Genomic DNA, 19,802 nt, shown 5'->3' with positions numbered 1-19,802 from the left:
AATTTTTATGAGGCATTGTAAAGACGGCATTAACTCTGTCTTTAACAACTATTGCTTTCTTGAATTATTCTTTAAACTTACTCGTTAGCAAGAGTAAAGTTCACCCACCATTCTTCCAGTTCATATTTGTTTTGGTAAGCTCCTACTTTTAATTCATCCAGATTTTTTTGAATCACCTCTTTGCTACTCATCGCTGAATAGTATTGTTTATTGGCTACGTTTATGCTATTAATACCAATACTGATTTCTTTAGCTTCTGCATTATTCAGATATAACACTTTTATTGGAATCTGCACATGATAGCTAAATAGGATCTGATTAACAGTTTTTAGTTGAACTTTAACTCTCTCTTCTTTTACAGTAGTGGAGGTTAAAACACTCTCATTGATTCTTGTATCAATCAGTTCGTAATCCTGAAATCGATCGATTAATTCTTCCTGAAATTCTACTCTAGTGAATCTTTCCAGGTAGGATTTAAATTGTTTGTCGGTATAAGGTATTTCTGCGGGCATCGGATAATTTATGGCAAAAACCCTTTTCGATTTTCCGTCTGGATCGATCCAAAGGCTTAATCCTAAATTGTATATTTTTTTAAGTGTTCCCGGGGAGTTGGTTTCAAGAAAAATATCGATAAACTCATTGTTGTTAAAAACTTTAACTGAAATTTGATCTGCAGGCTGATAATACAACGCCTCCTTTTCTGAGAATTTGTTGGTTTGAGTATTCGTCTTCGCATTCCAATAAGCAGTGAATGGTTTAGAACCTGCACAGGCTTGTAATATAATTGCTATAAAAATCAGTAATGTATTTCTCTTGATCATATCGGATGATTAAACTTGAATGCTAACAAAACTAAGTTTTAGTATCGAGATTATCATCATTCTTAGAAATAAAAAAACAGCTACCCATTTGGTAACTGTTTACTGATCATTGTTCACTGAATAATACTTTCTTCCTCTATAAATTGAACTCCCAAATCTTCTAATTCTTTTAAGATGGGTTGGTAAAGTTCTGGCATGGTTGGAATATGAACTCCGGTTAAGTTAATCTTTCCCGTTGCCAATAGCTTGGTTGCAATAGCCAGGGGAGTTCCAACTGTGTACGACATTGCTGTATGTTCACGATCTTTACCCTCATAAGTCATCGAGGAGATGATCCTTTTCTTCATACCAGTGTTTTCATATTCAAATTGGTGTTGCATGACCAATAAATCTCGATCTTTATCACCTAAAGCCCATTTTTTTTCCAGAATTTTTTGAAGGAAAAAAGCAGGAGTAGCTTCTTTAATTTCCATTACCTCGTTTGAGAATAATCCCAGCCAGTTTAATTTCTCCATGATTTGTGAATTAGAATCGATATCAACAAAATTTGCCAGGCTCTCTTTTGTAGAGGATCCATTTTCGGGAAGGAAACTTTTTATAAAATCCATATTTGATAATTTATGCGAATCTTTCATCACATACGAATCATCGGTGCAACCCAAACGAACCAGAATATTCCAAGCCTCGGCATATCCTGGGCGTCTCATGGTTCCACGCATAATGGTTGGAATATCTTCTATATCGTACAACTCACAATATTGCAATGAATCTCGGTTTGGATAAACTTCGAACTCACCATATCCGTTAACATTGGTCTTAGTTAACTTATGGAAAAGATTGTTGTACGGAACGTATTTGTAATGTCCGTTTTCTTTAAATTGCGCAATTCCCTGTCCGGCAACCACAACATTTCTGGGATTCCAGGAAAACTTGTAATGCCAGGGATTGTCATCACAGGCAGGAGCAACCAATCCTCCGCAGAACGATTTAAAAGATAATAGCTTTCCACCTTCAGCTTTTATGCGATCAATAACCTGCATTGCCGACATGTGATCAATTCCAGGATCAACACCGAGTTCATTAAAAAAACACAAGCCAAGTTCTTTTGCTTCCTCATGTAAGTCCATCATCTCTTGACTTACATAGGATGGAGTAAGCATGTGTTTTTTATGCTGTAAACATTCGCGAGCAACAATAATATGCATAGACGCAGGAACCATACTGATAACGATATCTGCTGCAGAAATTTCTGAAGCTCTTTGTTCCAAATCTTTTAGATTAAATCGGAATGCTGATCCATTAGGATGATTACCAACTTTTTGCTGGGCAAGTTCGAGAGACATATCACCAACATTTATTTTCCAATTGTATTTATCAGAGTGTTTTAACAAATACTGAATTAGATCTGTTGATGAAAGACCGGCTCCAATAATAAGAATATTAGTCATGATTTTATGTGTCAAATTTTAGATGCGATCAGCTTAAATTTACAACATTGTATATTGAAATCCCATGAGATTTTAGCTTTTTTTCTTTTGTTGAATCATAAATTCTCTCAATTACTTTATTGTGGAATGAGTATATTTGTTCGAGATAAAGAATAGATTACCAAACACACAAAATAGAATTCCCTTGGCAAAACAGAAGAAAGCTGTCGAAACACCATTAATGAAACAATATTATCAGATGAAGGAAAAGCATCCTGATGCAATATTGTTATTTAGAGTGGGCGATTTTTACGAGACATTTGAGAGTGATGCGATTCGTGCATCGGAGATTTTAGGGATTACTTTAACCAAACGTGCCAATGGTTCGGCATCATATGTTGAACTTGCCGGATTTCCACATCATGCGATAGATACATATTTGCCAAAATTGGTTCGAGCAGGAATGCGCGTTGCCATTTGTGAGCAATTGGAAGATCCTAAAAAAACCAAAAAGCTGGTAAAAAGAGGAATTATCGAGTTGGTAACTCCTGGTGTTTCCTATAATGATAATGTACTTGAGCATAGAGAAAATAATTTTTTGGCCTGTGTGCATTTGGAGAAGAAAACTGCTGGGATTGCTTTTTTAGATGCATCGACAGGTGAGTTTTTAACTGCTGAAGGAAATTTTGAATACATCGATAAATTGCTTGGGAACTTTCAACCCAAGGAAGTACTATATCAAAAAGGCAAAGAGAAAGTCTTTCATGAATTGTTTGGTGGTAAATTCTATACCTTCACAATGGATGATTGGGTGTTTACCGAAAGTGCAGCTAATGATCGATTGTTAAGACACTTTGAAACCACATCGCTAAAAGGTTTTGGAGTGCAAAACTTAAGAAGTGGAATCATTGCTTCGGGTGCGGTTTTACATTATCTGGATATTACCAAACACAGCCAGGCCGGACATGTGACTCAGCTTTCCAGAATTGAGGAAGACAGATATGTGTGGTTGGATAAATTCACGGTTCGAAACCTTGAACTATTTGGTGCTTTAAATGATGGAGCGCATACACTTTCTCAGATCATGGACAAAACTTTGAGTCCAATGGGTTCTCGTTTGCTGAAACGTTGGATTGCTTTGCCATTAAAAGATACCGCTCGTATCAATACCCGATTGGATGTAGTGAAATATTTCTACGAAAAGGACAATGAAGCCTTTAGTGTTGAGGATGAAATCAGGCAAATTGGAGATTTGGAAAGAATTATTTCCAAAGTGGCTGTGGCAAGAGTGAGTCCTCGCGAAGTGGTTCAGTTAAAAAATGCTCTGTTAGCCATTGAACCAATCAAGAGTTTCTGTTTGAACTCCGGAAATGCTGGCCTGCTAAAAATTGGAGAGCAGTTGAACCCATGCATTAGTGTTCGTGAGAAAATTGAGAAGGAGATAAAAGCTGATCCTCCAAATATGGTAAGCAAAGGTGGTGTAATAGCTGATGGTGTTTCTGAAGAATTGGATGAATTGCGAAAAATTGCATTCTCAGGTAAAGATTACCTGGTGCAAATGCAGGTTCGCGAGAGTGAGAGAACAGGAATTCCTTCCTTAAAAATAGGTTTCAATAATGTGTTTGGATACTATATTGAGGTAAGAAATACGCATAAGGATAAAGTTCCTGAAGAATGGATAAGAAAACAGACTTTGGTGAGTGCTGAGCGTTATATTACTCAGGAATTAAAAGAGTATGAAGAGAAAATTCTTGGTGCTGAAGAGAAAATATTAGCTCTGGAAACCAGACTTTACAATGAGTTGGTTTTAAGTATTGCGGATTATATTTCTTCCATTCAGTTAAATGCAGCAATGATTGGTCGCTTGGATTGTTTATTGTCTTTTGCGCGATTGGCAAGAGACAATCATTATTCTTGTCCGGAAATTAATGATTCATCGGTAATAGATATAAAACAAGGAAGACATCCGGTAATCGAAAAGCAATTGCCAATTGATGAGCAGTACATTGCCAATGATGTTTATCTTGACAATGAAAGCCAGCAGGTAATTATTATTACAGGTCCGAATATGGCTGGGAAATCTGCCTTGTTAAGGCAAACTGCATTAATTGTTCTGATGGCGCAAATTGGTAGTTTCGTTCCGGCCGAATCAGCAAAAATAGGATATGTTGACAAGATATTTACACGTGTAGGAGCTTCGGATAACATCTCTTTGGGGGAATCAACTTTCATGGTAGAGATGAATGAGGCTGCCAGCATTTTGAATAACCTATCATCGCGAAGCTTGATTCTTTTGGATGAATTGGGACGAGGTACCAGTACTTATGATGGTATTTCCATAGCATGGTCAATTGTGGAGTATATCCATGAAAATGCAAAAGCAAAGGCAAAAACTTTATTTGCAACCCATTACCACGAATTGAATGAGATGGAGAAAGCATTTAATAGGGTAAAAAATTACAATGTTTCGGTAAAGGAAGTCAACAATAAGGTGATTTTCTTAAGAAAATTGGTTCCTGGAGGTTCAAATCACAGTTTTGGGATTCATGTTGCCAGAATGGCTGGTATGCCAAAATCGGTAGTGAAACGTGCTGATGAAATTCTAATTCAGTTGGAAGGAAACAAGAATGGAGAGTCCTTGGCAAAACCTGTTGGTGATATTGCACAACAAAGAGAAGGTTACCAAATGAGTTTTTTCCAGCTTGATGATCCGGTATTGGAACAAATTCGTGAAGAAATATCGGATTTGGATGTAAATAATCTTACTCCGATTGAAGCTTTGAACAAATTAAATGAGATAAAAAAGATCTCAGGATTGTAATAAGCTGAGCTCGATTAAAAATATCCGCCACAAAAAGTCAGATTTATTTGAAATTTACTTTAAAAAATCAGTTCAAACTGTGACAATATTTTTATTTGATCTTAGCTTTATAAAAAAAAAATAAAAAAAGTGAGATTCCCATTATTAAAGGCTTTTGGAGCCTATTGTCTGAATTTCAACAAGTCAGAAATGCTGTGGCGATGAAAGCTTTTATAGGGATCAAAAAAAAATGAGATAATTGTTTTTTTTCTTTTGCAGAATAAAAAAATACGCATATATTTGCATCGCAATTGAGAGAACAACGGTTCACTTTTAAAAAGCAAAATGCGAGAATAGCTCAGTTGGTAGAGCATAACCTTGCCAAGGTTAGGGTCGCGAGTTCGAGTCTCGTTTCTCGCTCAAATCCAATAAGGATGCCCGGGTGGTGGAATTGGTAGACACGCTGGACTTAAAATCCAGTGGCTTCACGGCCGTGCGGGTTCAAGTCCCGCCCCGGGTACCAGGGTAAAAGCCGTTTCAGAAATGAAACGGCTTTTTTTATGCAATAAACTTTCCTGCTCAATAGCACACTTGTCAGTAAAAAAATAATATATACTTTTGCGATCGTAATGGTTCTAGTTGCATCTTCTTGTGCAATAGGATTAAAAGGGAATGCAGTGAAAATCTGCAACAGTTCCCGCTGCTGTAAGTCTGGTTCCAAAGTTTCGGGATCGCGGTTTTTATACTACAGCCACTGTTCGGTTTTAGATTGAATGGGAAGGCATAAAAATCAGGATAAGTCAGAAGACCTGCCATCACAGTGATTAAACATTTTGCTTCCGGGACAGAAGTTTGTGTTTGGGACTTATTGGTTTTAATGTTCTGAATTATTCTCGTCGTTATTAAGGATTGCAAAGTGAAGTTATTAATGTTTTAATATCTTGCTATGCAAAAGATTTATGTTGTAGCTATTATGCTACTGATTTCAGTGACTTTCGTTAATGCACAGAATGCTGTGCTAAAAGGGGTGGTAACCCAAAAAAGCAACCAACAAGCAATGCCAGGTGCCAGTGTATATTTTTCAGGCACTACTACAGGTACAGCAACAAACAACAAAGGTGAATATAAGATTAAAAATTTATCGCCGGGTGATTACGATTTGGTTGTATCCTTTTCGGGATATAGCCGTCAAAAGCAGAAAATTACCATTAAAGAAGGTATTAATGTTCTAAATTTTGCAATGGTTGAATCCAAAAGTCAGTTGGGAGAAATTGTTGTAACCGGAACAGGTACCGCTCACCATTTGAAAACAGCTCCGGTTCAAACTGAATTGATTGGTAAAAAAGCCATTGCAAGTGCAGGAGCTTCAGATTTTAATGAGCTGATGATGAGTGTGAGTCCATCATTCGATTTTAACCCAGGAACCATGGGAGGTATGATGACCATTAATGGTTTGGGGAACGATTTTATTCTGGTTCTTGTTGATGGCAAACGCATGTATGGAGATGTTGGTGGAAATACCGACCTAAATAGAATTAATCCTGATGATGTGGAGCGCATTGAAGTTTTAAAAGGTGCATCTTCTCTGCTTTATGGATCGGATGCGATTGCGGGTGTTGTGAATATCATTACCAAAAAATCAAAGCAGAAGATTAATATTTCAAATACGAGTCGTATTCGTGAATATCGAACTTATCAGCAAAGCAATACGGTTGATCTTAACCTGGGTAAGTTCTCATGGAATGGAAACTTTAATCACAAAAGAAGTGATGGCTGGAAATTAAGCCCTTTTGAAATTGATGATGATGAATTGGTTGAAACGGATAAAAAAGCACAATATGAGTACAATGACTTTACATTTGCTCAAACCTTAAAGTTTCGTGCCACTAAAAGATTGGAAGTATATGCCGGAAATTCATTTTTCAAAAAACATGTAAAAAGGCCTACTTCTATCTATAAATATGGTTATTTCTATACCGACAAATCTTTTGAAGCAGGAGCCAAGTACTTATTGAATAAGAAAGATTATATATCTGTTGATTATAACTTTGATCAATACAGATACTATTATCGATACAATCAAGAGTTCAAGAGTTACAAGAAAAGCGATAAAGACATTCAGAATGATCAAAGAATGAGCAATTTTAGAATGAAGTATGTGAATGCCATTTCTAAGAGTAACACGCTTACTCTTGGTGCTGATTATCTGAAAGAGAAAATGGTTTCGGAAGATCGATTGGTAAATGGAAAGGCTGATGCTAAAACAATTGCTTTGTATGCACAGGAAGAAATCAAATTCCTGGAAAGATTTCAGTTGGTAGCAGGAGCCCGTTACGTAAAGCATAATGAGTTTGGTAGCGCTTTTACTCCTAAAGTATCTTTACTTTATAAACTAGACCATTTCAATTTTAGGGGAACTTATGGATATGGTTTTAAAGCCCCAACAGTAAAAGAATTGTATTATGCCTACGAAAAAAGAGGAACTCTTTATTTGGGTAATGAAAAGCTGGATCCTCAGAAATCACAATATTCTTCTTTGGGCGTAGAGTTTCACAATGATTTTCTAACTGCAAGCATTACAGGATACATTAATAATGTAGATGATTTGATTGCCTATGAAACCATTGATCTTGAACCTGGAGATGCTGATAATGGCATTAAGAATAGACGAAAACATTACAATGTTGAGGAATCGAAATCGCAAGGGATTGATTTCTTACTGAATGCAAAATTAGGAGCAGGTTTTACGCTTGGAGGAGGATACAGCTATGTTGATGCCAAAGATGAAACTACAGGCGAAAAATTAGATGGAGTTGCTGAAAACTATGGAAATGTTCGTTTGGCTTACGATCGTTCATGGAAGAACTATTCCTTTAATGCAACGATTTTGGGACGTATTCAGGATGAAAAATCATATGACAATGGAGAAGATAATGCCAAAGGATACGATTTGTGGAAATTAACCACCAATCACAAGTTTTTAAACTTGGGTTCATTCATTTTAGAAGCTCAGATTGGGGTTGATAACATTTTCGACTATGTAGATGATAGTCCTTATGGCTCTCATTATGGAACCATTAATCCTGGACGTACATTTTTTGCTGGTATTAAAATCAATTTTGCTCAATAGTTTTGAAAAAATTAAATAAATATCTCATTCAAATCCACAACATATCAGGTTCACTATTGAGCCTGATGTTTGTGGTTTGGTTCATTTCTGGTATCGTTCTTATTTTCGATGGCTTTCCTCATGCTTCTCGCAAAGATCGATTTTTACATCTTACCGAGTTTCATAAACAGGATTTTGAGAATTTACAAGCTCCTCCAAATTCTTTCAATGGTAAAGTTACATTGGAATTGTGTGATGGAAAACCTGTTTATAGAGTTAAATCAGGCCGAAAAGCTCAAAAAACTTATGATGCGATAAGTTTAAAAAAGATTGCTTCTTTTGATGAAAATCATGCCAAAAAACTAAGCTCATCTTTTAACGGATATCCTGTGAAGGAAATAGAAAAGATGAATGAATTGGATGATTGGATGCCATGGTCTTACTATCGACCTTTATTGCCATTGTACAAATGCAAAATGAATGACCCGGCTCACACTGTTTTATACATTTCAGAAAAAACAGGTGAAATTGTACAGGAAACCAACAGAAGAGCCAGATGGAGTGCGCGTTTTGGAGCAATTCCGCATTGGATTTACTTTAAAAAACTTCGCTTGGCGAAAGATACATGGAGATTGGTCATTATCATTCTATCCTCATTAGGAATTTTAATGTCTGTAACAGGCATTTATGCTGGATTGGTTCGACTTCGAAAGAGAAAAGAAAAGGGAATCAGTCCATACAAGAAGTTTTGGTACAAGTGGCATCACCTAACAGGTTTTTTCTTTGGTATATTTGTGTTCACTTTTATTTTGAGTGGATTGGTTTCTGTTACTTCAATCCCCGACTGGATGGTTGGTGTAAATTCTAAAGAGAAGGTTGACATTGAATGGAATCAAAAGTTAGAATTATCGGGTCATAAAAATATATTGCCAAAGGAAATTTTTGCAGCTCTCGACAAGAAGGAAGGAGTTCGCAAAGTTGAGTGGAAAAGCGTTTTAAACTCTCCTCAATTCAGGGTTTATTACGACGATTATCAAAAATCTGAGATTTACTCTTTAGATCATGGTAAAGTGATTCCGCAAAAGAAATTTAGTTTAGCGGATATCAAACAAGAGTCTGAAGAGAAATTTAAGGATACTAAATTCTCTGTAGTTGAGCAGAAAGGTTACGACAATTATTATTCTGGATCAGCGATGTATTATTTACCGACTTCGGCCTATAAAATAGAACTTTCTGATGCGCTTAATACCTGGCTGTATATTGATCCGGCAAGTGGAGAACGCATTAAAAAATTAACTAAAAATACTCGATTGCGACGCTGGCTGTATCGCTTTTTTCACACATTCGATTTGGCCATACTAAAGCAAAATGACACGATACGAAAAACTCTTTTGGTTCTCTTATCGCTAATTGGTTTAGCAGTTAGCATTACAGGAATGAGGCTTTCTTTTAAATGGTTTAAAAGAAATTACAACAAACTAATTAAAACTAAAAAATTATAGCACTATGAGACGAATATTGCATTTAAGTATATTTTTCTTGTTGATATTGAATGTGCAAATGACATATGCGCATAAAAAAGCAGAGGACAAAAAAGGCATTCTTTTGGTAACATTTGGAAGTAGCTATCCTGAGACCAGAGTGGCATTCGAGAATATTGATAAAATTGTAAAAGCCGAGTTTCCCAATGTGGAGATTCGATGGGCTTATACTTCCAAAATCGTTAGAAAGATTTTGAAGAAAAGAGGTGAAAATATTGATTCTCCTGCTGAAGCATTGGCTAAAATGGGAGAGGATGGATTTACTCATGTTGCGGTTCAATCCTTACATATCATTCCTGGCGAAGAGTACGATAATTTGAAGCATACAGTTGAAGCCTTTAATGGAATGCCTAAAGGAATTAAAGTAACTGAGATAGGAGCTCCATTGCTATTTTTAGATCATGATCAGATGCAATTGGCGGATGCCCTTCACCAACAGTTTAAAAGTAAACTGAATTCTAAAACAGCAGTTCTGTTTATGGGACATGGTTCACATCACCAGTCGAATATTTATTATCCTGGATTTGAATACTATTTAAAGCAAAAATCAGATCAATACTTTGTAGGTACGGTAGAAGGATTTCCTCTTTTGGATGCTATTCTTCCTCAGTTAAAATCGAATGGAATTAAAAAGGTAATATTAACTCCTTTTATGTCGGTAGCTGGTGATCACGCGCGAAATGATATGGCAGGAAACGAGGAGGACAGTTGGAAAACCAATCTTGAGAAGGAAGGGTTTAAAACAGAAGTTGCAATGATAGGTTTGGCTGAATATGATTCTGTTGTTGGAATTTGGGTTGAACATTTGAAAGCAATTTGTCAAGAGCTAGGAATTCGTTAAAATCTGAATCATGAAAAAGATTATTTTTCTTCTGACTATAAGTTTAAGCTTGTTTCTGAATGCTTGCAATAACAAGTCATCAAATGCAACAAAAGAAAACAAACAAGATGAAGTCATTGAGATATCATTAAAGCATGCTAAAGAATTCAAGATTGAAAAGCATGGTGACAAGACACTTGTAAAGATTCATAAAAAAGGAGAAGATGGTGTTTTTGATACCTTCAGTCTTGTGAAGAATAAAGCAAAGGCAAAAGGCCTTCCAAATGATATTCCGGTTCCTTGTAAAAGAATTGTTTGTTTGTCGAGTACGCAGTTAAGTTACTTTTTTGCCTTGGATGATATCGATGATATTGTAGCCATAAACAGCAGTCGATACCTGCGACACGAAGGAATGAAAGCCTTGGTTGAAGCCGGAAAGGTGAAAAGAATTGGAAAAGAAGGAAACTTTAATCTTGAAATGCTTGCGGCTCTAGATCCGGATGTAATCTTTGTATCTCCATTTAAAGTTGGAGGTTTCGATGTGTTGAGAAACCTTGGGATTCCTTTGGTACCAATGGCTGCCTATAATGAGGAAACTCCATTGGGGCGCGCAGAATGGATTAAAATGCTTGCTCTTTTTGTAGGGCAGGAAGAGAAAGCAGATTCTATCTTTAATGGAATTGAATCGCGATATCAAAACCTAAAAAAAATTGCCTCGAATGTTGAAAAACGACCAACAGTTTTCTCTGGTAAAATGAGATCGGGAAGCTGGTATGTTCCTGGAGGAAATAGTTTTTATGCGCACTATTTTCGCGATGCAGGAGCTGATTACATTATCAAGGACAATAAACAAGGCGCTTACCCGGTAGATTTTGAAACCATATACAGCAAGGCTTCCAATTGTGATTTTTGGAGAATTATTCATCCCGAAAAATCAGGATTAAGCTTAAAAGATTTGGGTGATCAGGATCCAAGATATATGGACTTTAGTGCATTTCAGAATAAGAATGTAATTTTGTGCAACATTCGTGAAAAGCCATATTACGAACAGGCAGGTATGAAACCTGATGTTCTGCTGGCAGATTACATTCACTTTTTTCATCCGGAATTGTTACCGGGGCATAAACCTTATTTTTACGAAAAGCTGAAATGATCCATAAATTAGGAAGAATATCAATTGTAATAACACTGGCAACTCTGTTGCTGGTTTTTCTTGTTTTATTGAACCTTGTGTTGGGATCGATACACATCCCTTTGTCGGAGATTAAAGCAATTTTGTTTACCGGAGAAGAGGTAAACAGAATTTATGAGAACATTATTCTTAAAACAAGATTGCCTCAAACCATAGTTTCTTTGGGTGCAGGAATGGCTTTGGGAGTTGCTGGTTTATTAATGCAAACTTTGTTTCGAAATCCACTGGCTGGACCTTCGGTTTTGGGGATTTCATCAGGTTCGAGTTTGGGTGTTGCCTTTGTAATGCTATTCACAGGGAATATTCTGGGATTTACTTTTACCAGTTTGGGAGCCTGGGGAGATTTTGCAGTTGTTTTTTCATCCTTAATTGGAGCAGCCTTGGTTTTGGCTTTGATCCTGTTTATTTCGCATCGCATAGGAGGAACTTTAAGTGTCCTGATTATTGGTGTGATGATTGGATACCTAAGCAGTTCATTGGTAAGTTTGCTAAAATTCTATAGCCCTGAAGAAGATGTATACAATTACGTGATTTGGGGTTTGGGTAGTTTTAGCCGTTTGGCAACCGAACGTGCCATGATGTTTGGTTTAATTACCGTAATTCCTTCTATCTTGGCAACATTTTTAAGCAAGTCGTTAAATTTATTGGCTTTGGGAGATCGATATGCTTCTAACTTGGGATTGAATATCAAAAGGGCACGTTTTTTAATTATTGCCTTTTCGGGATTTTTAACCGCCATTGTGACTTCATTTTGTGGCCCCATAATTTTTATAGGTGTTGCAGTACCGCATTTGGCCAAGTTGTTATCGAAAACTTCAAACCATTTTTATTTGATATTGAATGCAGCTTTGCTGGGAGCAGCAACAGCCTTATTGTGTAATCTTTTGGCACGAATGCCAGGAATGGAGCAGGAAATGCCTATCAATTCGGTAACTGCATTTATTGGAGCACCAGTTGTGATTTGGGTAATTTGGAAGCGTAGGAAAGAAAATCGATTGGAATAGTTATGGCAGGGAAAGAGATTCTAGATATCAACAAGCTGTGTATAGGTTACGGAAAAGGTAAGCGTGCGAAGGTGGTGCATGATCAATTGCAAGCTAAAATGTTTACTGGCGAATTGGTTTGTCTACTGGGAGAGAACGGAACAGGAAAAAGTACTTTAATTCGTACAATTTGCGGATTCCAACCTGCATTGGGAGGGGAAGCAAGTCTTATGGGTAAAGATCTGCTACAGCTTTCCGAAAAGGAATTGTCGAAAATGGCAGCCGTAGTACTTACCGATCGGGTAATTGTACCCAATGCAACAGTAGAGGAATTGGTAGGTTTGGGAAGAAGTCCGTATACCGGAACATTTGGCATCTTGAATGATGAGGATAAAGATATTGTTCATACTTCGATTGAGAAATGTGGGATTCTGCACAAGAAAAAGGAACGATTATCGAACTTGAGTGATGGGGAAAAACAAAAGGCTTTTATAGCGAAAGCTTTGGCACAGGATACCCAAATCATTATTCTTGATGAGCCAACCGCCTTTTTAGATATGCCTGCTCGTGTTGAGATCATGCAATTGCTAAGACAAATTGCAAGCAATTCAGGAAAATCAGTTTTGATGTCAACCCACGATTTGGATTTGGCCTTACAAATGGCCGATAAACTATGGTTGTTATCTGCCGAGAAAGGCTTGCTAACAGGAACACCTGAAGATTTGTTATTGAGAAATGAATTTCAAACCATTTTTCAGAACAAAGGAATTGAGTTTGATAACAAAACAGGATTGTTCAGAGTAGGCTATGACTACAATCATGAGATTCCAGTAAAAGGTCACGGCTTTGAGTATGTATTGCTTAGAAGAGCCTTTGCCAGAAATGGAATAAAAACCATCCGCAAAGCAGAAAAAGATACCACATGGCTAGAAGTGTGTAAAAATGTAAGTACAAGTTTTAAATACTTCGAGAATGGAAAATGTGTGGGACAAGAGAAAACCATTGAAAACTTACTAACTCTAACTTTAAATAATCGGTAATGATAGTTGCAGTAGTAAGTTCAAAATGTAGAATTGGCGATGTGGGGTTTAATCTATCCACCACGATGGAATGGATTAAAAGTTTCGATGAACAGGGAGTTAATTTTATTTTGTTCCCGGAGTTGAATTTGTCTGGCTATATAAGAGATATTGAGATTCTAAAAACGGTATTGAATGAGGAAGAGCAGGTGTTTACATCTTTATTGGAAATATCGAAGAGTACGAATTTAGCATTTGCAGTAGGATTTCCAGAACAAGAAGGAGAAAGATATTTTATTACTCACTTTGTGTTTGAAGGAGGGAAAGTTGTAGGAAAGCATAGAAAAACACATGTAAGCATTAGCGAAAAAGAGGTTTACTCAGAAGGCGATGAGATAAATGTATTTCCCGTAAAGGATATGCGCATAGGCATTCAGATTTGTTACGAAACTCACTTTCCTGAAATTAGTGCCATTCAAGCACAAAAAGGAGCCAATGTATTGGCAATGGCCTTTGCATCTCCAAAAGAAACTTGTCAGGATAAAATTGAAAGGTTCAAAAGATATATCCCCGCAAGGGCATACGATAATGCTTGTTTTGCCATGATTTGCAATCAGGTGACCACAAATGATAGAGGAACGGTTTTTCCATGTGCCAGTTTGATTATAGATCCCAAGGGAAAAGTGATGTCAGAATCATTTGTTGAAGAAAATGAATTTGCTGTGGCAGAAATTGATATCAGTGAAATCAACAGGATCAAAGAATCGAAGATGGCATTCTTTAATGCTCATAAACGAACAGAATGGTTAAGAGAATATTATGAATAAAATAGATACAAATGCATTTTTAATTGCTGCACCAAAGAGTAATTCGGGTAAAACCATGATTACACTTGGTTTGATGCAGGCCTTGGTGAATAGAGGATTGAAGGTTCAGCCCTTTAAATGCGGACCAGATTATATCGATCCCATGCACCATACTAAAATTGCAGGGCAGCCTTCCTATAATCTGGACATGTGGATGACCGATGAGGCTCATGTTCAGCAAACATTTACCCAGCATGCTGCCAAGGCAAATGTTTCCATTGCCGAAGGGGTAATGGGTTTGTTCGATGGTGCTCAAAAAGATGTAGGGAGTTCGGCGGTAGTTGCACGTTTGCTTGATTTGCCAGTTATTCTGGTGGTGGATGCATCGAGTACGGCTTATTCGGTAGCTCCCTTGTTATATGGATTCAAGAACTTCGATAAAAGCATCAATTTGGCAGGTGTTATTTTTAATAAGGTGGCCAGCCAGTCGCACTTTCAGTTTTTAAAAGAGGCTGCCATCGATGCTGGTGTTCATGTATTGGGATACATGCCACGAGATCAGAGATTGGCCATAGAATCAAGACACTTGGGCTTGCACCTTCCGGGTGAGAATCAAAATCGAGAAATCGTAAATGTTGCGGCTGAATTGCTGGAGAATCATGTTGATATTGATTTGCTCCTGGAAATTACGCAGAAGGAGATTCAGCCATTAACAAACCAAAATATAGATACAAAGAAGCAATTCAAAATTGCTTTGGCTCACGATGAGGCTTTCAATTTTTCCTATCAGGCAAACCGTGATGTTTTGGCCGAATTGGGAGACTTAGTAGAATTTAGCCCATTGAATGATGAAGAATTGCCCGAGGCAGATTTACTTTGGTTACCAGGTGGATATCCGGAGTTGTTTGCAGAGCAATTGGCGAACAATGAAAAAATGAAACAGGCCATTACCGAGTATATTGAAAGTGGTAAAGCTTTAATAGCTGAATGTGGTGGAATGATGTATCTGGGAAAAAATATCATTACCAAAGAAGGGGAAACATACCAAATGACTGGTGTTTTTGACTTTGATACTTCCTTTGAAAATATGAAGTTGCACCTGGGATATCGCGATTTGAAAGGAAAGGATATCAGTATAAAAGGCCACGAGTTTCACTATTCCAATTTAATTGGAGAAGAAAAAGCCAGTGCCGATTATCAGGCCAAAACGGCAAGAGGGCGCGATGTGGAAATGCCTGTATTCAGAAGAGAGAATTGTTGGGCTTCCTACATGCACCTGTATTTGGGAAAAAGAGAGAAAATGTTGCAAATGATAAAAGAATTGGGATTATGAGTTTGGGAAAATTAATTGGAGTGGCATTAGGACCTGGTGATCCGGAATTGATCACTCTTAAAGGCTTAAAGGCACTTCAGAATGCGGATCTTATTTTTTATCCGGCATCGAGCATAAAGGAATGGAAAGTAATTTCTTTTTCATACGATATATTAAAGCAGTTGAATGTAGAAACCGAGAGTCTGCCGCTTGTGATTCCCATGACAGGGAAAAACAGGGAGATGCACTACCAAAAAGCCTTTGATGAGATTCATGAGGAATTGAAAAAAGGAAAAAATGTAGCCGTGGTTTCCGAAGGAGATGCTCTTTTCTATAGCACTTTTGGATACATTTTAAAAATGGCACAAGAAGCAAATGTTGACTGTAAAGTAATTCCGGGAATACCTGCTTTTATTGCTACAGGTGCCGAAGGCGAAAAACCGGTTACCGAAGGGAATCAGGCCTTAAAGGTAATTGCCCGACCAAATGGTTTTGAAGAAATTGAAGAAGCTTTGAAAGAAAATCAAACACTGGTTGTAATGAAAATGAGTGTGCTTGATAACTGGAGCGATTTTCTTGAAAAACAAAATAGATCATTTTTTTATATCGAACGTGTGGGAACACCGCAACAGTATTCCACAAGTGATGTTCAGGATTTAAAGTTGCGAACAATACCTTACTTTTCATTAATTATAATTTATGCCTAAGAAAATATATAGCATAGGAATTGGACCGGGAAATGAGAAATTCCTTACTCCACAGGCTTTGCAAGCCATTCAGGAAGCAGAAGTAATTGTTGGTTATAGCTTTTATTTTGAGCACATCAAGCAGTTGTCAGGAGGAAAAGAGCTGATTGATACGGGTATGAAAAAAGAGCGCCAACGAGCAGAGAAAGCATTCGAAATAGCCGAATCGGGAAAAACCGTTGCTGTAATTAGTAGTGGTGATTCCGGTGTTTACGGAATGGCACCTTTGCTTTGGGAAATGAAAGCGGAAAAAGCTTCGGATGTTGATTTGGAAGTAGTTCCGGGAATCTCTGCCATGTTTGCGGCTGCGTCAAAATTGGGAGCACCTCTTGGACACGACTTTTGTTCCATTTCCATGTCGGATTTGTTAACCCCATGGGAAAAAATTGAGAAAAGAATTGTAGCAGCAGCTAATGCCGATTTTGTAACAGCGGTTTACAATCCCTTAAGCAAAGGCAGATTCTGGCAATTGATGAGGCTGAGGGAATTGTTCCTGGAAGTACGTTCGCCGGAAACTCCTGTTGGAATTGCCCGAAATGTGGGAAGAGAAGATGAGAGCATTGAGGTAATTACCCTTGCCGAATTGGATGTGACCAAAGCCGATATGTTTACCGTTATTGTGATTGGTAACAGTCAAACTTTTAAGGCTCAAGGTAAGATGGTAACACCTAGAGGTTACTATGCCAACAAGAACAATAGCCAGGACAAGCTTGGACGCCGCATCATGAATGCAAGTTTCCAAACCATTTTGGATCATATCGATATCACAGACAAATCATTGGCTCATGTTTGGGTGGCATTGCATTGTATTCACACGACTGCCGATTTTAAATTGAACGAATCGGTTGAGCTGAGCAATAATGTGGTGGAGCAATTGCACGAGAAATTTTATTCGGGAAAACCACCGGTTATTGTTACCGATGTTTCGATGGTTACAAGGGGAATTCGAAGAGCAACTGCAGCCAAATTAGGTCTTGAAATTAAATGCTATTTGGATGATGAGCGCGTGGCTGAAATGGCTTCGCAGAAAAATATTACAAGAACTCAGGCCGGAATACAGTTGGCAGTAGAAGAGCATCCCGATGCCATTTTTGCATTCGGAAATGCACCAACTGCATTAATCGAGTTGATCAAATTAATCCGAAACGGAAAAGCAAATCCTGCGGGTGTAATTGCAGCTCCGGTTGGTTTTGTAAATGTAAAAGAAAGCAAATGGCAGTTAAAATATGGTTGTCCCGATGTTCCTGCAGTTTTTGTAAATGGCAGAAAAGGAGGAAGCAATGTGGCAGCAACCATTATCAATGCCATTTTAAGCTGGAGCGAAGCGGAACAAATGCATCCGGGTGAAGGTTTGTAGATTTTAGGTAATTGGAAAAGTTCATTTTTTTCTTTGCCTAAACTGGCACTGAAAAAAATGAAAAAGAGCTTTGCCTAAACTCGCAAAAGCCAAAATTGAATATTTTGAGCTTTACCAATACTGGCATCGTAAAAAATGAAAAAAAGCTTTACCTAAATCGGAATTGTAAGTGTCTCGCAGAATATTGTTGGGAATCTATGAATAAATAATTTGTAGACAGTTAAATGTTTGAATTCTCTCCTTCTAGGGGAGATCCCGACAGGGAGAGGGGTGTATTTTGGATTATATTTGTCTTATCTCACCCTTTAGTCTGTGGACAGTTTCCCTAAAAGGGAAACACTCATTTTGAAAATGAGTAGATAAAGTGAACTATTGATATCCAGACTTAGAGTCAGAACATCAAATTAAAATTTGAGAAGATCAGCGAGACCTAAATGAAATGAGTAGTAGATAAGCTTTAAAATATTTATCAGCATAAATCTGCGTGTAGATTTGCGTGAATCAGCGAGAACGAAATGAAAATAAGCATCATAGGAATATCAGATTTAACTCCTGATTTTACAAAGAAGGAGTTGACTCTGATTCAATCGGGAAAATATTTTGCAGGAGGAAGTCGTCACCGTGAATTGGTGGGAGATTATCTGCCAGAGCAACACCATTGGCATGATATTGTAGTGCCTTTGTCAACATTGTACGATGCCATAAACCACTCCAATAGCGATTGGATTGTGTTTGCGTCGGGCGACCCATTGTTTTATGGAATTGGCATCACATTAAAACGCGAGATTCCAAATGCAGAGCTTGATATTCTTCCTGATTTTAATTCCCTGCAATTGCTGGCACATCGTTTTAAATTGCCTTACGGCGAGTTTCAAACCATTACGCTTACCGGCAGATCTTTCGAGCGATTCGATCAGGCATTGATTAGAGGTCAGGAGAGAATGGGAGTTCTTACCGATAGAAAAAATACGCCAAAAAGCATTGCCGAGCGAATGTTACAATACGGATATTCGAACTACAAAATGTACTATGGTGAACGCTTGGGTGGCGAAAGAGAAGTGGTGAAGGAGTTGAGTTTGGAAGAAGCCTTGAGTTTGGATTTTAATCACCCGAATTGCTTTTACCTGGAAAAAACCGATAAGGCGATTCCTAAAAAGGGAATTAAGGAAAGTGATTTTGAACCCTTGGAAGGCCGCCCAAAAATGATCACCAAAATGCCCATTCGTTTGGCAACACTTGCCTTAATGGAATTGCAAAACAAAAAGGTGTTTTGGGATGTGGGAGCATGTACGGGAAGTGTATCTATCGAAGCTCGCTTGAATCATCCGCATTTGAAGGTAAAATCTTTCGAGATTCGTGAAGAGTCCAGAGGAATTATTCAGCGCAATACAGAAACCTTTCAAACGCCGGGAATCGATATTTTTATTGGGGATTATTTGCAAACCGATAAGGCAGAAATAGAAAAACCAGATGCCGTTTTTGTTGGCGGTTATGGTGGAAAAATGGATGAGGTACTGGATGACATTCATTTGCGCTTGTTGGAAGGGGGAATCATAGCTTTTAACTCGGTGAGCGAAAAAAGCAAATTGGGATTTAAGCAATGGTGCGAAATAAAATCTTATCAGCTAACACATGAAATGCTGGTGAGTGTTGATGAATTTAATCCGATAACGATATTAATAGCCGAGAAAAAGAAGGAAAATTAGATATATTTTGAGGGTGCCATTTGAAATTCGGCACGCAGCAGAATGTTGAGATTCTCCCCTTATAGGGGAGATCCCGACAGGGAGAGGGGTGTATTGTTTTCCAAAACTCACCCTTTTGTCTGTCGACATTTTCCCTAAGAGGGAAAAATTGAATTTGAAACGG

14 protein-coding genes, 2 tRNA genes and 1 riboswitch are annotated in these 19,802 nt (G+C 37.7%); of the genes, 14 read left to right on the top strand and 2 right to left on the bottom strand.

Annotation, left to right across the window (positions count from 1 at the left end):
• Positions 1-77: 77 nt before the first annotated feature.
• Positions 78-821, bottom strand: coding sequence for a hypothetical protein (locus BXY64_RS15025; RefSeq protein ID WP_120240805.1), 744 nt, complete (start codon positions 819-821; stop codon positions 78-80).
• A gap of 113 nt (positions 822-934) precedes the next feature.
• Complete coding sequence (locus tag BXY64_RS15020; protein WP_120240804.1) at positions 935-2,269, bottom strand: saccharopine dehydrogenase family protein; 1,335 nt, start codon at positions 2,267-2,269, stop codon at positions 935-937.
• 184 nt (positions 2,270-2,453) lie between these two features.
• On the opposite strand from BXY64_RS15020, the gene mutS reads away from it, so the two are divergent.
• The 14 genes from mutS (at position 2,454) to cbiE (ending at position 19,639) form a co-directional block, all read left to right on the top strand.
• Entirely contained in the window at positions 2,454-5,069 is a 2,616-nt protein-coding gene (gene mutS / locus BXY64_RS15015) for a DNA mismatch repair protein MutS (protein WP_211334509.1), read from the top strand.
• Positions 5,070-5,395: 326 nt separating this feature from the next.
• Positions 5,396-5,468: transfer RNA gene (locus BXY64_RS15010), tRNA-Gly, on the top strand.
• 16 nt (positions 5,469-5,484) lie between these two features.
• Positions 5,485-5,571: transfer RNA gene (locus BXY64_RS15005), tRNA-Leu, on the top strand.
• Between the two features lie 90 nt (positions 5,572-5,661).
• Positions 5,662-5,879, top strand: a riboswitch (cobalamin riboswitch).
• A gap of 115 nt (positions 5,880-5,994) precedes the next feature.
• Entirely contained in the window at positions 5,995-8,178 is a 2,184-nt protein-coding gene (locus BXY64_RS15000; protein WP_120240803.1) for a TonB-dependent receptor, read from the top strand.
• Between the two features lie 2 nt (positions 8,179-8,180).
• Positions 8,181-9,659, top strand: coding sequence for a PepSY domain-containing protein (locus tag BXY64_RS14995; protein WP_147376008.1), 1,479 nt, complete (start codon positions 8,181-8,183; stop codon positions 9,657-9,659).
• 4 nt (positions 9,660-9,663) lie between these two features.
• Complete coding sequence (locus BXY64_RS14990) at positions 9,664-10,539, top strand: sirohydrochlorin cobaltochelatase (RefSeq protein WP_120240801.1); 876 nt, start codon at positions 9,664-9,666, stop codon at positions 10,537-10,539.
• A gap of 10 nt (positions 10,540-10,549) precedes the next feature.
• Positions 10,550-11,671, top strand: coding sequence for an ABC transporter substrate-binding protein (locus BXY64_RS14985; RefSeq protein ID WP_120240800.1), 1,122 nt, complete (start codon positions 10,550-10,552; stop codon positions 11,669-11,671).
• Positions 11,668-12,714, top strand: a complete 1,047-nt coding sequence (locus BXY64_RS14980; RefSeq protein ID WP_120240799.1) for a FecCD family ABC transporter permease — start codon at positions 11,668-11,670, stop codon at positions 12,712-12,714. The genes BXY64_RS14985 and BXY64_RS14980 overlap by 4 nt, the downstream gene beginning before the upstream one ends.
• A 2-nt stretch (positions 12,715-12,716) precedes the next feature.
• Positions 12,717-13,733, top strand: a complete 1,017-nt coding sequence (locus BXY64_RS14975; RefSeq protein WP_120240798.1) for an ABC transporter ATP-binding protein — start codon at positions 12,717-12,719, stop codon at positions 13,731-13,733.
• Positions 13,733-14,539, top strand: a complete 807-nt coding sequence (locus BXY64_RS14970; RefSeq protein WP_120240797.1) for a nitrilase-related carbon-nitrogen hydrolase — start codon at positions 13,733-13,735, stop codon at positions 14,537-14,539. The genes BXY64_RS14975 and BXY64_RS14970 overlap by 1 nt, the downstream gene beginning before the upstream one ends.
• A complete protein-coding gene (locus BXY64_RS14965; RefSeq protein ID WP_120240796.1) occupies positions 14,532-15,851 on the top strand; it encodes a cobyrinate a,c-diamide synthase in 1,320 nt (439 codons plus the stop codon). Before BXY64_RS14970 ends, BXY64_RS14965 begins: the two co-directional genes overlap by 8 nt.
• Positions 15,848-16,537 (top strand): precorrin-2 C(20)-methyltransferase, encoded by a 690-nt coding sequence (cobI, locus tag BXY64_RS14960; RefSeq protein WP_120240795.1) that lies wholly within the window; start codon positions 15,848-15,850, stop codon positions 16,535-16,537. The genes BXY64_RS14965 and cobI overlap by 4 nt, the downstream gene beginning before the upstream one ends.
• Positions 16,530-17,933, top strand: a complete 1,404-nt coding sequence (gene cobJ / locus BXY64_RS14955) for a precorrin-3B C(17)-methyltransferase (RefSeq protein ID WP_120240794.1) — start codon at positions 16,530-16,532, stop codon at positions 17,931-17,933. The genes cobI and cobJ overlap by 8 nt, the downstream gene beginning before the upstream one ends.
• A 515-nt stretch (positions 17,934-18,448) precedes the next feature.
• The gene (gene cbiE / locus BXY64_RS14950; protein ID WP_120240793.1) at positions 18,449-19,639 is read left to right on the top strand and encodes a precorrin-6y C5,15-methyltransferase (decarboxylating) subunit CbiE; all 1,191 of its coding nucleotides are present in this window, start codon (positions 18,449-18,451) and stop codon (positions 19,637-19,639) included.
• Positions 19,640-19,802: the final 163 nt, after the last annotated feature.

The organism is Marinifilum flexuosum (assembly GCF_003610555.1).
In the GTDB taxonomy this organism is placed as follows: domain Bacteria; phylum Bacteroidota; class Bacteroidia; order Bacteroidales; family Marinifilaceae; genus Marinifilum; species Marinifilum flexuosum.
This window is presented reverse-complemented; position numbering and strand designations above follow the sequence as displayed.